Annotated in this window: 8 protein-coding genes; all 8 read right to left on the bottom strand. The window is 67.5% G+C overall.

Annotated elements, in window-relative coordinates; translation table 11 throughout:
- Nucleotides 1-19: 19 nt before the first annotated feature.
- Nucleotides 20-2,902, bottom strand: coding sequence for an alpha-L-rhamnosidase (locus tag BACI348_RS02435; protein ID WP_236557378.1), 2,883 nt, complete (start codon nucleotides 2,900-2,902; stop codon nucleotides 20-22).
- A 97-nt stretch (nucleotides 2,903-2,999) separates the two neighbouring features.
- Complete coding sequence (locus BACI348_RS02430) at nucleotides 3,000-4,538, bottom strand: glycoside hydrolase family 43 protein (protein WP_159823790.1); 1,539 nt, start codon at nucleotides 4,536-4,538, stop codon at nucleotides 3,000-3,002.
- Complete coding sequence (locus tag BACI348_RS02425) at nucleotides 4,535-7,087, bottom strand: beta-glucosidase H (protein ID WP_442858484.1); 2,553 nt, start codon at nucleotides 7,085-7,087, stop codon at nucleotides 4,535-4,537. The genes BACI348_RS02430 and BACI348_RS02425 overlap by 4 nt, the downstream gene beginning before the upstream one ends.
- Entirely contained in the window at nucleotides 7,084-8,520 is a 1,437-nt protein-coding gene (locus BACI348_RS02420; protein ID WP_159823789.1) for a GH1 family beta-glucosidase, read from the bottom strand. Before BACI348_RS02420 ends, BACI348_RS02425 begins: the two co-directional genes overlap by 4 nt.
- A 46-nt stretch (nucleotides 8,521-8,566) precedes the next feature.
- Nucleotides 8,567-9,427, bottom strand: a complete 861-nt coding sequence (locus tag BACI348_RS02415) for an ATP-binding cassette domain-containing protein (protein ID WP_159823788.1) — start codon at nucleotides 9,425-9,427, stop codon at nucleotides 8,567-8,569.
- Nucleotides 9,424-11,253, bottom strand: a complete 1,830-nt coding sequence (locus BACI348_RS02410) for a dipeptide/oligopeptide/nickel ABC transporter permease/ATP-binding protein (protein WP_159823787.1) — start codon at nucleotides 11,251-11,253, stop codon at nucleotides 9,424-9,426. The genes BACI348_RS02415 and BACI348_RS02410 overlap by 4 nt, the downstream gene beginning before the upstream one ends.
- The gene (locus tag BACI348_RS02405) at nucleotides 11,250-12,191 is read right to left on the bottom strand and encodes an ABC transporter permease (RefSeq protein ID WP_159823786.1); all 942 of its coding nucleotides are present in this window, start codon (nucleotides 12,189-12,191) and stop codon (nucleotides 11,250-11,252) included. Before BACI348_RS02405 ends, BACI348_RS02410 begins: the two co-directional genes overlap by 4 nt.
- Nucleotides 12,192-12,259: 68 nt before the next feature.
- On the bottom strand, nucleotides 12,260-13,780 hold the full coding sequence (locus BACI348_RS02400) for an ABC transporter substrate-binding protein (protein ID WP_159823785.1): 1,521 nt from the start codon (nucleotides 13,778-13,780) through the stop codon (nucleotides 12,260-12,262).
- Nucleotides 13,781-13,871: the final 91 nt, after the last annotated feature.

Raw genomic sequence — 13,871 nt, 5'->3', positions numbered from 1 at the left:
GTTTTGGGGCTAACGGAGTTCAGGAGTGGTCCGGGGTGCGGGCGGAGCGGCGCCCGTTGAGGGCCTCCAGTGCCGCAGCAATGTCCTGCTTGACCTCGGGCCGGGTGAAGATCAAGCCCTGGTCAAGGGTGGTCTGCCGGTACCAGACGGTGTCCTTGCGGAACGCCGCTGCGCCGGCCGGATCGTGGGCGTCGATGGCTTGCCATGCTGCTGCGTATGCCGAGGGATCGTCCATGATGTCCGCGAGCGGTGAGTCCAGTGACACGGCGGCGCGTCCAGCGGCCGGGGAAGCGTCCGTGACGTCCCAGGAGTGCAGGCCGGAACCCACCACGAACGGCGCGGACCCGTCCGGCAACGAGACCTCTGCGGTGGTTCCGGGCGGCACGGTGGCATCCACCAGGATCCGGTCCCCCACACGCTTCCAGGCCACCCGAGCCAGTCCATACGGTGTTTCGTGCGACGTTGACGCGTGCCCCAGGCTGGCCAGGGGACGCGGCGCGATACTGAGTTTCCGGTACCCCGGCGCGGCGCAGGCCAGGCCGGCCACGGTGCGGTGCATCCAGTCGGCAATGGCGCCCAGGGCGTAGTGGTTGAAGGAGGTCATTTCGCCGGGGTTGACGCTGCCGTCTTCGAGGATGGAGTCCCAGCGTTCCCAGATGGTGGTGGCGCCCTGGGTGACCGGGTAGAGCCAGGACGGGCATTCGGTCTGCGTGAGCAGCCGCTCGGCGGCATCCAGATGGCCGGTAACGGTCAGGGCGTCCGCGATCAGGGGCGTGCCCACGAACCCGGTGGCAATCCGGTAGCCGCCAAGGCGGGCGAGCTCGGCGAGCCGGTCACCGAGTGCCTGGCGCTGGGCGGGGTCCGTGCTGATGCCGAACATCAGCGCAAGGGAGTAGGCAGTCTGGGCATCGGACACCATCCGGCCGGCGGGCGTGACGTATTCGGCAAGGAAAGCCTGCCGGGTACGCTCGGCGAGCGCCGCGTACGTACCGTGATCGGCGTCGTCGCCCAGGACGGCCGCCGCACGGGCCACCAGATCCAGGGACCGGAAGAGGTAGGCGCTGGCCACGATGTCGCCGTGCGTGCGGGCGGCACCGGGCTTTTCCGGCGGCGCGGCGGGATCCAGCCAGTCGCCCAGTTGCATCTGGCCCTGCCACAGCCCGGAACTGTCCCGGACTTTCAGCAGGGCATTGGCCCAATCCCGCATGCTGGCGTACTGCCGGCGGAGCAGGCCGGTGTCCCCGAACCGCTCAAAAAGAACCCACGGGACCACCGTGGCGGCGTCGCCCCACGCGGCGACGGGCGCGTCAAGCATGCCCAGCACTGACGGCACGATGATGGGGACCACGCCCTCGTGATGGCCCTGTTCGAGGGTGAGGTCCTGAAGCCACGAGCCGAGGAAGCCCAGCGAGTCATACAGGTAGCTGGCCGTGGGGCTGAAGACCTGGATGTCCCCGGTCCAGCCCAGCCGTTCATCCCGCTGCGGGCAATCGGTGGGCAGCGCCAGGAAGTTGCCGCGCATCCCCCACAGGGCGTTCTCGTGCAGCCGGTTCAGCAGCGGCTCGGAGCAGTCGAACCAGCCGGTGCGGCGCATGTCGTTGTGGATCACGACGGCGGTGATCGCCGCCGGGTCGAGCTCACCTGGCCAGTTGTCCAGTTGGGCGTAGCGGAAGCCGTGGAAGGTGAACCGCGGCTCCCATTCCTCAGTGCCGTTGCCGGCCAGGGTGTACGTGTCCGTTGCGGCTGCCTGCCGGAGCGGGCGGAGGGATAATTCGCCGTCCTCCAGCACCTCGGCATGCCGGAAGGTGATGGTGTGGCCGGCCTGGCCGGAGACGCGGATCCGCAGCCTCCCCACCAGGTTTTGGCCAAAATCCAGCACCGTTGCGCCGGACGGCGTTGTCAGAACGTCGCGGACGGGCAGTTCCTCGATCCGGCGCACCGGCGGGGCGACGGCCGGAGTGGCGTCCGCCCAGTCCCCGCCGGAGTCGACGGCGGCCCGAAACCAGTGGGCGTCATCGAAGCCCGGTTCGGACCAGCCGGCCTCCACGCGCCGGGCATCGAATGCTTCCCCCGCGTAGATGCCACTGGACACCAACGGGCCGCCTGTGAAGGCCCGCCAATCCGGGCCGCTGGCGACGGTTTCCCGGGTGCCGTCGGCGTATTCCAGGCGAAGCTCGATCTTGACCGCGGGCTGCTCCCCGTAGAAGGGTTTGGCGAAGCCGTGGAAGCCGTATTTTTCGGTGAACCAGCCGCCGGCCAGCCAGATGCCGATGGCGTTGCGGCCGGGAGCCAGCAGGCCCGTGACGTCGGTGGTTTCGTGGTTGAGCCGGTCCGCGTAGGCGGTCCAGCCCGGTTTAAGGACCTGGTCATCCACCTCCGTGCCGTTCACCTCAGCCTGGTACACGCCGTGGGCGGTGGCGAAGAGCGTGGCGTTGGCCAGCCCCTCCCCCACGGTGAACTCGTGGCGCAACTGCCCGGGCCGGCCCAGCGGCTGCTGTTCCCCGGCAGGGGCCGGCAAGGCGATCGCCTCGGCCTGCCAAGGCCCGCCCACGAAACCGCCCACCAACGTCAGCGGCGCGCACCAATCCGTCGTGGCGCCGTCGTTCCCGGTAACGCGGACTTCCACCTCCACCTGTTCGCCCGCGGCGATGGCTTCGAACGGCCATTCCACGAGCACGGATTCCTGGCCTTCGAGCGCGGCCGTTTCGGCTTTCCGGTTCCGGGTCAGCCGGAGCTCGGCCCGGACCTGCTGCCAGTCCTTGCTCCCGGTGTCGATGACCCAGCTGAGCCGCGGCCGGGCCACAGCGACGAACGGCGTGTCGGTCCGGTACTCGGCTGCCAGCCGCGTGACGGCGGTGCGCTGGCGGGTGGCTGACTGCGGTGCCAGGGACGTGGATGTCACACAAGACCTTTCAGGGGAGGAACAATGGGACGGGAATGGCACATCGCGGCGATGCGCAGCAGCGCAGCACTGGCGCGAAGTGCCATTCCCGCGGAATTTAGCGGGGTTCGCGGCTTTCGCTGCGGAACCAGTCGAAGGAGACGGTGCCGCTGCTGGCGAACACGCCGGCGACGCGTCCGGTGAAGGACGCTGCTGTCTCGGCCGAGAGGTACCGGCCGTCCAGTTCAGCCAGGGTGACCGGTACGCCCTCAACAACGGCCTGCAGCGCGATGGTGTCCGGGCTGAGGCTGCCGATGGCGTTGTCCGGGTTGGCTTCGCGGGTTTCGATCCGCAGTTCCACTGGCCCGCCGGGCGCCGGGCGGGTCCACACCTGCTCGATCGAGGAGATCCTGGCCCGGGCCGTGATGGTGGTGCCGTCCGTTTCGATCGAGTAGTGGTGGGCCTCGTCGTAGCGTACGGCCAGGCCGCCGGAACCGGCGGCCGCTGATCCTGCGCCAGCCGATCCTGCGTCCACCAGCGCCGCGATGGTCTCCACCTGTGACTGCTGCCGGCGGCCCAGGAACGCGGGCCGTGCATCGTCCAGGCCGGTGCCATCGCTGGTCAGTGTGAGGCGTCCGGGGTTCTTTTCTGTGGAGGCAAAAGCGCCGGGGAAGCGGCGGACGGCGATCCATCCGCCGTCGAGCTCTGCGTCCGCGAAGTCATCCCCGTACACAAAGCCGCCGTCACGGGGATTCAGCATCACGGGCTCGGCAACCGGCCAGCCGTCCTCCCAGGTGACAGGCGTGATGAAGGTTTCCCGGCCCAGCGCGGAGAACGCCCGGGTCATGCCCTTGGGGCGCATGCCCAGCAGCACCATGGCCCACCCGCCGTCCGGCGTCTCCACCAGATCACCGTGGCCGGTGTTCTGGATGGGACGGTCGGTGCTGCGGGCGCTGAGGATGGGGTTGGCCGGGTTGTTCTCGAACGGACCGGCGGGTGAGGTGCCGCGGGCAATACTGACACTGTGGCCGCGCTCGGTGCCGCCCTCGGCGATCATGAGGTACCAGTAGCCGCCGCGCTTGTAGAGGTGCGGCGCCTCGGGGAACATCAGGCCGGTGCCGGACCAGACGCTGCGCGGTTCCTCCAGGGCTTTGCCCGTTTCGAGGTCGACCCGGACCTGGAGGATGCCGCCGTGCCCGTTGATGTTTCCGGTGACGGTGTCCAGCCCGGAGTAGGTCATGTAGGCGGTGCCGTCCTCGTCCCAGGCAAGGTCCTGGTCTATGCCGATGGCGCCGTCAATCACCATTCCGTCGCTCCACGGTCCGGCCGGGTCCGTGGCCGTGAACACCAGGGTTCCGCGGGCCATGGCGTCGGTGACGGCAACGTAGAACAGGCCGTCGTGGAAGCGGATGGTGGGGGCCCACGCACCGCCGAGCGTGGGAACGTCGCGGGAATCCAATTGCCCTTCGCGGTCCACCACATGGCCGATCCGGTCCCAGGTGACCAGGTCGGTGCTGTGGTAGACGGGGATGCCGGGCAGGTATTCGAACGTGGAGGTGGCCAGGTAATAGTCGGCGCCGACCTTCACGATGCTGGGGTCCGGGTTAAAACCGGGGATCAGCGGGTTGGGCAGGCTCTGCGGGTTCGGCTGGTTCATGCGGCGCCTCCCTGGCCTGCTGCGGACAGCGTCAGCGTGGTTTCGAGGGGAAGGTTGGTGACGGAGGTGCCGATCCGGAGGGGGTAGTTGCCGGGTTCGTAGGTCCAGCCGTTGTCCCAGTAGGCCAGGAGCCGGGTGGGGACGTTGAGAACGGCGGTGACGGTTTCGCCGGCCCCGGCCCACACGGGGGCGGAGGCGACAAGCCAGCGCACGGGACGGTCGACGGCGGAGCCTGGCTTTTCCGCATAGACCTGCACCACGTTCTTGCCGGACCGGGCACCGGTGTTGCTCAGGGTGACGGTGACGGGCAAGGTGGCGCCGGCGGCGGCTTCGGCGGGGGCCTCCACGTTGTCCATGCTCCAGTCCGTGTAGCCGAGGCCGTATCCGAATTCGTAGGCCGGGGTGGTGCCTGCTTTAAGCCAGGCGCGGTAGCCGATGTGGATGCCTTCGTCGTACGTCAGCGTCCCGTCCGCGGCGGGTGTGGTGTTCAGGACCGGCACGTCCTCCTGGGTGGCGGGCCAGGTGGTGGGGAGCCGGCCGCCGGGTTCGCTGGCACCGGTAAGGATGTCCGTGAGGGCGTGGCCGAATTCCTGGCCGCCGAAGTAGCCGATCAGCGTGGCAGCCACTTCGTCCCGCCAGGGCAGCAGCACGGGGGAACCGGAGTTGACGATGACAATGGTGCGCGGGTTGGCGGCGGTGACGGCGTGCACCAGGCGGTCCTGCAGCCCGGGCAGTTCCAGGGAGGTCCGGTCGTAGCCTTCGGATTCGACGCGGGAGTTGGTTCCCACAACGACGACGGCGACCTCGGCTGCGCGGGCCGCCTCCACGGCGTCGCTGATGAGGGAGTCCGGGTCGGCGTCGTCGGCTTCCACACCGATGGTGATGGCCAGGGCGTTGGCCAGGGCGCCCTCCCGGTCGGCGGTGTCCAGTTCGATCCGGACCTCGAGCGGGACGCCGGCCGTGGCCTGGACCGCAACGGACGCGGACGGCGGGGCCAGGAACGCGGCGCCGAGGTCCGTACCGGTGGCTTCGATGGTGGCCTCGCGGGCCAGGACACCGTCCACGAAGATCCGGCCGTGGCCCACGGTGGAGAAGCCCAGCCTGACCGGGCCGGTTTCATCCGGAGTGAAGCGGGTGTGGAACTGGACCGTGGAGGACGCCGCGATGGGGGCGTCGCCGCCGAACCAGACCAATGCGGTGGACCGGCGGTCCTCGGCGAAAAGCTCCTCGCCGTTGGAATCCAGGAAGCGGACGCGGACACCGGGCGTGCCGGTGACGGGGTTGGTGATCTGCTCCAGCGGCAGTTCGGCGATGCCTTCCTGGACCACGGCGCCCACGGTATAGGTGACGTTGTCCGTCCCGAACGCGGCACGGATCCCGTCCAGCGGGGTGACGATCTTTTCCGGCACCACGGTGGCGGAGCCGCCGCCTTGGGTGCGGGCGTAGCGGGCGTTGTGCCCGATGACGGCGACTGAAGTGACGGCGGCGGGGTTCAGCGGGAGCACGCCGTCGTTCTTCACCATCACTGTGCCCGCAGCGGAGGCTTCACGGGTGAAAGCGATGGGGTCCTCGCGGTCGGCCGGCTCCTCCTGGACGGCGTCGAAGCCCTCCAGCGCACCGACACGGGCGGCGAGCTGCAGGATGCGCAGGACCTTCCGGTCAATGGCATCTTCCGGGACCTTCCCGGATTTCACGGCCACTACCAAAGCTTCCCCCCACGGCCCGTCCGGACCGGGCATCACCAGGTCCTGGGAGGCGTTGGCGCTCTCGACGCTGCGGACGGCGGTCCAGTCGCTGACAACCACGCCGTCGAAGCCCCATTCGCTGTTCAACGGGGTTTCCAGCAGGTTGTTTTCGGTAGCGGTGGTGCCGTTGATCGAGTTGTAGGCGCTCATCACCAGCCACGCCCGCGATTCGACCACCGCCTTCTCGAAGGCCAGCAGGTACAGCTCACGGAGGGGCCGGTCGTCCACCTTGACGTCCACGGTGAAGCGGTCGGTTTCCGAGTCGTTGGCGATGTAGTGCTTCGGGGTGGCGCCCACGCCGTTGCGCTGAACGCCGGAAACATACGCTGCGGCGAGTTCCGCCGTGAGGACCGGGTCTTCACTGAATGCCTCGAAGTGGCGGCCGCCCAAGGGTGAGCGGTGCAGGTTGATGGTGGGTCCGAGGACAACGTCCACGCCCTTGCGGCGTGCTTCGACGGCGGATGCGGCGCCGAGCCTGTCTGCGATGGCCGGGTCCCAGCTTGAGCTGACCGCCGCGGCGGACGGGAAGTTCATGGACGGCTGGCGTTCGTCCCACACCTCGCCGCGGACCCCGGTGGGGCCGTCGGAGAACAGCATCCGGCGCAGGCCGATCTTCTTCATCGGCCAGGTGGTCCAGAAGTCCCGTCCGGTCAGGAGCTGGACCTTCTCCGGAAGGGTCAGTTCGGCCAGGAGTTCTTTCAGTCGCTTGTCGGTGTCGGGCCCGTGGGCGGCGTGGTGTTGGTCAATGAGGGTTTCCATGGGGGCTTTCTTGGCTGTTCCGGAAATGGTGCTGTTAGTGCTCATGCTGTGGCGCTGGCCGGGGCTGCTGTGCGGCGGTACAGCCCGGCGTTGTGGGCGGCGATGGTGTCCCTGTACCAGTAGGCGCTTTGTTTCGGGATGCGGGCCTGGGTGCCGTAGTCCACGTAGACCAGTCCGAAGCGCTTGTCGTAGCCCTCGGCCCATTCGAAGTTGTCCATAAAGGACCAGGCGAAGTAGCCGCGGACGTCCACGCCGTCGGAAATCGCTTCGCCCACGGCGGAGATGTAGCCGCGCAGGTAGTCGATGCGCCGGGGGTCGCGGACTTCGCCGTTGGGGTCCACGTAGTCGTGGAACGTTACCCCGTTTTCGGTGACGTACAGCGGGAGCGGGGTGTACTCGGCGGCGACCCGCTTGAGGACCGCGTGGAGCGCGTCCGGGGTGTTCGACCAGCCAAAGGATGACGGCGCCGGTTCCACGTGCGTCCAGTTCGGAGTGGACTCCGTACCGGCCGCGACCAGCATGTTGGTGTAGTGGTTGATGCCGGCGAAGTCACCGGGCGCGGAGATGATGGCCAGATCGCCCGGCTGGACCAGGTCACCTGCAGCGGCTCCCTCGCCGGTGGCGGTCAGCCCGTATTTTCCGTAGGCCGCCACGGTGGCGTCTGCGTAGCGGCCGCGGTAGACGGGGTCCAGGAAGATGCGGTTGCTGATGGCGTCCCAATATTCGGTAGCCGCGTGGTCCGCCACGGAGTCGGAGGCTGGGTTCAGGTTCCCGATGATATTGGTGATGCCCAGCTTGGTGCCGGGCCGCCGGGTCCGGAATTCGGCCAGCGCCAGGCCGTGCGCCAGGAGCAGGTGGTGGGCGGCCCGGACGGCCAGGCTGTCGTCCTTGAAACCGGGTGCCTGCATTCCCCAAGAGTGGCCCAGGAAGGCCGCGCACATGGGTTCATTGATGGTGATCCAGTGTTCAGCCAGGTCGCCCAGGGCGTCCGCAACGAGTCCGGCGTAATCGCCGAACCGGTGGGCCGTGCGGCGTTCCGGCCAGCCACCCTCGTCCTGAAGCGCCTGCGGCAGGTCCCAGTGGTAGAGGGTGACGTAAGGCGTGATGCCGCGGGCCGCGCAGCCTTGGAGGAGGTCGCGGTAGAAGCGCACGCCTTCGGGATTCAGCGGTCCCGAGCCGGTGGGCTGCAGTCGGGACCAGGAGAGGGAGAGCCGGTAGGACGGGATGCCGAGTCCGGCCATGAGGTCGAGGTCGGCCTCCCAGCGGTGGTAGTGGTCGCAGGCGATGTCGCCGTTGTCACCGTTGATAGTGGTGCCGGGCTGATGGGAGAACGTGTCCCAGATGCTCGGGCCGCGTCCGCCTTCGGTGACACCTCCTTCGATCTGGTATGCGGCGGTGGCCACGCCCCAGGCGAAATCGGCGGGAAATGTGGCGTCGGCGGAAAGCTCGGGCCTGGCGGAGGCTGCGGGCAGCGTCATTGGCGCGCCTTTCTTTGGTGTTAGGGAAGGTGGAGGGGCGGCCGGATCAGGCGGCGCCAGCCTGGACGTCCTGCTCGCGCTGGAGTTCCAGGAGGCGGAGCCTGTCGGCGCGGTGCCGGGCCTGCCGGTCAGGGTCTGGAATGGGAGCGGCCATAAAGAGCCGCTGGGTGTAGGGGTGTTCCGGGGCTCCGGTGACCTGTTCGCCGTCGCCCCATTCGACGATCTCGCCGTGGTACATCACGGCCACGCGGTGGCTGAGATGCCGCACCACTGCGAGGTCGTGGGAGACAAAGAGGTAGGCGACGCCGGTGCGTTCCTGGATCTCGATGAACAGTTCCATCACCCGGGCCTGGGTGGAGAGGTCCAGGGCGGAGACGGGCTCGTCGCAGACGATGAGCTTCGGGTCCAGGGCCAGGGCCCGGGCGATGGCGACGCGCTGGCGCTGGCCGCCGGAGAATTCGCGCGGCAGCCGGTGCGCTGCGCCCTGCGGCAGCCGGACCTGGTCCAGCAGTTCCGCCACCCGCTTGTTGGCGGCCTGGCGTTCCACTTTGCGCACCGTGAGCGGTTCGGTGAGGATCTGCTCGATGGTCATCGACGGGTTCAGCGAGGTGTAGGGGTCCTGGAAGACCACCTGGATCTCATCGCTGAGCTCCTTCCGCTGCGCGCGCGTTGCCTTGGAGATCTCCTGCCCGCGGTATTTGATGCTGCCGCCGGTGACCGGCGCCAGCCCCAGGACCGCCCGGCCCAGGGTGGTCTTTCCCGAGCCGGATTCACCCACCAGACCCACGGTTTCGCCGGGCCGGATGTCCAGGGAGACGCCCTTGAGGGCCTTGAACGGCTGTTTCCGGAAGCCCTTCAACGGGTATTCCACAACAACGTCCTTGACGTCGAGCAGGGTTTCGGTCATGACGTCACTCCTTTCAATTCCTTGGGCTCACGCGTGGCGGTGAGGGGGCCGCGGGGAGCGGTGTCCTCGAGGATCGCTTCGAGCAGCTGCTGCGTGTACGGGTGCCGGGCGTTGTTGAAGATGGCGCGGACGGGTCCGGTTTCCACCACACGGCCGGTCTGCATCACGGAGACCCGGTCGCAGAGGTCAGCCACCACACCGAAGTTGTGGGTCACCAGGATGACGCCCATGTTCAGTTCGTCCTGGAGTTCGCGGAGCAGGTTCAGGACTTCGGCCTGCACGGTGACGTCCAGGGCGGTAGTGGGTTCGTCGGCGATCAGCAGGTCCGGTTCGCAGGAGACGGCGCCGGCGATCAGGACGCGTTGGGCCATGCCGCCGGAGATCTGGTGCGGGTAGGCGTTGAACGTGCGTTCGGGGTTGGGAATTCCCACCTTGGCCAGCAGGGCAAGGGCACGCCGGCGGGCTTCGGCCTTGGAGATTCCCAGGCAGACCTGCATGGGTTCCATCAGCTGGCTGCCGATGGTGAAGGCGCCGTCCAGGTTGGACATGGGTTCCTGCGGGATGTAGGCGATGCGTTTGCCCCGGATCCTGGTCATTTCCTTTTCGGAGAGGGGTGCCAGGTCCTTGCCCTCGAAGAAGATGGATCCGCCGGTGATGCGTCCGCCCTGCGGCAGGAGCCGGAGGATGGAGAAGGCTGTCTGCGTCTTGCCGGAACCGGATTCGCCCACCAGGCCGTGCACTTCGCCGCGGCGGACCGTCAGGTTCACGTGGTTCACCACATGGGTAGTGGAGCCGTCAGGCTGGTCGTAGCCAACGCCCAGGTCGGTCACCTGCAGCAGGAGTTCACCGGCGCCGTCACCAGGTTCGTCCGGGTGGACGACGGCGGCGGCGCCACGCTTTTCCGCGGCTTCGGCGTCCGCGGCGGCCGCGTCAGCAGTGGCCGCCTTGCGGTTCTTCCTCACCGGCCCGCGGCTGCGTTCCAGTTCATCGCGCATGGCGTTGGCGAGGAGCGTCAGAGCGACGCAGACGAGTCCGATGACCAAAGCCGGCCAGAGGACGAGGGTGGGTGATTTGAAGATGTTGATGAAGCCGTCATTGAGCATGCTGCCCCAGGTGGGGATGTTCAGGTCGCCCAGGCCCAGGAATTCGAGGCCGGCCTGGATGGCGATGGCGATGCCCAGGACCATGGCGGACTGGATGATGACAGGTGCCCGCACCACGGTGAGGATGTGCCGGCCGATGATCCGGAAGTCGCTGAGGCCCGAGACCCGGGCAGCGTCCACATACAGTTCGTTGCGGACAGCGGTGACGGAGGCGTAGACGAGGCGGAAGAAAGCCGGCGAGAGCATAATGCCGAAAATCATCATCGACAGCCACATGGACGGGCCCACCACGGCCCGGGCTGCCAGCAGCACCACCATGCCGGGCAGGGCCATGAGCAGGCCGGTCAGCCAGGAGGAGACCGAGTCGAACCACCCGCCGTAGTACCCGGCGATCAGGCCGCCGGCGACGCCGAGGACCAGCGCTACAGCCAGGGCCACCAGGGCTCCGGCAAGGCTGAACTGGCCGGCGAACAGCAGCCGGCTGAGGACGTCGCGGCCTGCGCTGTCGGCACCGAGCAGATGCTCGGAGCCTGCCTTGGCCAGCACGTCCTTCAGGCTGGCGGTGTTGGGGTCGTGGGTTGCCAGGACCGGCGCCAGGACGGAGGCCAGGGCCACCAGCAACAGGACCAGCAGGGAGGCCACCCCGGTGGGGTGGGTCAGGAGCCTGCGGAAGAGGGACACTTTGGCCGCCGCGGCGGGCAGCGCAAGGGGGGTTTCGATCATGACAGCCGAACTTTCGGATTGAGCCAGCCCTGGGCGAGGTCGATGATGAGGTTGACGGTGACTACGATGGCGGCCGTGGCAACGACGACTCCCATCACCACCGGGATGTCGCCCTGGCCGGTGGCGGCGACGGTGATCTGCCCGAGGCCGGGCAGGGCGAAGATCTGCTCGACGATGACGGCTCCACCCAGCAGTCCTATGAACTGCACGGCCAGCACCGCGAGGGCAGGGCCGCCGGCATTGCGCAGGACGTGTTTATAGACCACCCGGTTGAAGGACAAACCCCTGGCGCGCAGCGTGCGGACGTAGTCCTGGCGGAGCGCATCGATCAGTGAGCCGCGGACCTGCTGGACCACCGAGGCGATGCAGCCGATGGAAAGGGCGATGATAGGCAAGGTGACCGTGGCCGCCCAGCCGCCAAACGACGTCGTAATAGGTACATAACCTGTGGCTTTGAACCACTTCAGGTTCAGGGCGAACAGGGACACCAGGCCCAGGGCGATCAGAAAGCCCGGGATGGCGAACCCGAGGACGCCCACGAACTGGACCACGCGGTCAACCCAGCCGCGGCGGACGGCGGCCCAGACGGCCACCACCACGGAGACTACGGCCGCGATGATGGTGGCGCCGAGCACCAGGGAAAGGGTGACCGAGACGCGGCTGCTGACGCCGGCGCTGACCAGCTGGCCGTTGAACCAGGACCGGCCCAGGTCCCCCGTCAGGGCGCTGGTGAGCCAGTCCCAGTACTGGACCACGAGGGGACGGTCCAGGCCGAGTTGCTGGGCTTTCAGGGCCACCTGTGCCTCGCTGGCGGTGGGGCCCACGATGCGGCGGGCGATGTCACCTCCGCCCGCGTACAGCAGCAGGTAGGCGACCGTGGTGATGACGAACAGCAGGAGGACACCCGAGAACAGGCGCCGCAGCACGAATCGGTACATTCGAAAATCCTTTGGGAGGGTTCCTGGGCTGCCGGACCGGGCGGGTGGCCCGGTCCGGCAGCGGTCCGCTAGGAGGCGGGGGTGAAGGACCAGAGGAACGGGTAGGCGTTGCCCGTTTGGACCTCGACGTTGGTCTTGGCGTCGGTCACGAAGCTGGACTGCGGGCGGTACCAGGGGGCAAACCAGGCCTGCTCCACGATGTACTTGTTCAGTTCCTTTGCTGCGGACTTCTGCTCGTCCTCCGTGCCCACGTGGATCCTGTTGACCAGCTCGCCCACCTTGGGGTCCTCGTACTTGTACGGGTTCCAGGGCGCGTTGGGGGTGAGCTTCATGTTGATCAGCTGCCAGTCGGACTGCTGCTCCAGGATCATGTAGCTCACGCCGAACTTGGGTGCCAGGAGGTCGGCGATGAAGTTGTTTCCGACGTCAGTGAACTTGACGTCCACGCCCACGTCCTTGAGCTGCTGGGTGATCAGCGCCGGGATGGTGTTGCCAAGGAGCGTGGAGGAAGGCAGCTCCAGGGTCAGTCCGCTGGCGTAGCCGGCTTCGGCCAGGAGCGCCTTGGCCTTGGCGGGGTCGTAGGCGTAGCGGGAGTCGAGGGACGTGTCATAGGCGTCCGACGACGGCGGGAACACCTGGGTGGTCAGCTCGCCGTAGCCCTGGCCAATGGACTCCAGCATCGCTTTGGTGTCAAAGGCGTAGTTCAGTGCCTGGCGGACGCGGACATCCTTGAGTGCCGGGTTGGTGGTGCCGGCGCGGTCGAAGAGGATCAGGCCGGACCAGTTCAGCTGGAGCGGGTTGACCTTGTACCCTGCGGCCTCAATCTCGGTCAGCGTGTTGTTGTCGATGGTGTTGGCGGCGTTGAGGGTGCCGGACTTGATGGCGTTCAGCAGCGAGGTCTGGTCGCCGTAGACGTTCAGGACCAGATTGTCATAGTGCCTGAGTTCCTTGGCCCAGTAGTCCGGGTTGCTCTTGTAGGTGTAGGAAGTTCCCGTGACTGTGGCGGCAGTATCAAGGATGTAGGGTCCGGAGCCGACGGGATTGGTGGCAATGTCTGCGTTATTAAAGGACGCCGGGCTCTGCATGAACGAGGCGTCCTTGGACAGGTAGTTCAGGAACGCCGGGTCCGGAGCCGAGAGGGTCAGTTCCAGGGTGGTGGCGTCCACGGCCGTGGCGGTGTTGAGTGCGGCGAGGAACTGCGCGTCCGGAGACGTGCCGGCCTTGAAGCGCTCGAGGTTCTGCTTGGCGGCGTCGGCGTTGAAGGCCGTGCCGTCGGTGAACTTCACGTCATCGCGCAGCTTCAGGGTCAGAACGGTCTTGGCATCGTTGTACTTCCACTCGGTAGCCAGCATCGGCACCAGGCTGCCGTCGGGTTCCATCCGGAGCAGAGTGTCGTACACGGCCTGGTAGAACGGCGACAGGTTGGCGAACTCGGACTGGTCGGCAGCGAAGGTCTTCGGCGCCAGGAGGGCGCCAAGCGTAAGGGTTTCGGAGGACTGTTCTCCGGCGGATTCTCCACCGGCAGAGCAGCCGGCAAGGCCCAGGGCAACGGCGGCAACGAGGGCGGCCAGTCGCTTAGATCGGAACATCTTTGGTCCCTTTCACGGTCAGTGCCGTCCACCGTGGACGGCCATTGGGAAAGACCGTAACATGAAAACCTAGTGGGTACTAGGTTTTCAG

The organism is Arthrobacter sp. 9AX (assembly GCF_902506095.1).
In the GTDB taxonomy this organism is placed as follows: Bacteria; Actinomycetota; Actinomycetes; order Actinomycetales; family Micrococcaceae; genus Arthrobacter.
This window is presented reverse-complemented; position numbering and strand designations above follow the sequence as displayed.

Coding starts and splice junctions, on each gene's coding strand:
- BACI348_RS02430 (WP_159823790.1), bottom strand. CDS start 4,538: ATGAACCAGCCGAACCCGCAGAGCCTGCCCAACCCGCTGATCCCCGGT.
- BACI348_RS02405 (WP_159823786.1), bottom strand. CDS start 12,191: ATGTACCGATTCGTGCTGCGGCGCCTGTTCTCGGGTGTCCTCCTGCTG.
- BACI348_RS02420 (WP_159823789.1), bottom strand. CDS start 8,520: ATGACGCTGCCCGCAGCCTCCGCCAGGCCCGAGCTTTCCGCCGACGCC.
- BACI348_RS02410 (WP_159823787.1), bottom strand. CDS start 11,253: ATGATCGAAACCCCCCTTGCGCTGCCCGCCGCGGCGGCCAAAGTGTCC.
- BACI348_RS02415 (WP_159823788.1), bottom strand. CDS start 9,427: ATGACCGAAACCCTGCTCGACGTCAAGGACGTTGTTGTGGAATACCCG.
- BACI348_RS02400 (WP_159823785.1), bottom strand. CDS start 13,780: ATGTTCCGATCTAAGCGACTGGCCGCCCTCGTTGCCGCCGTTGCCCTG.
- BACI348_RS02425 (WP_442858484.1), bottom strand. CDS start 7,087: ATGAGCACTAACAGCACCATTTCCGGAACAGCCAAGAAAGCCCCCATG.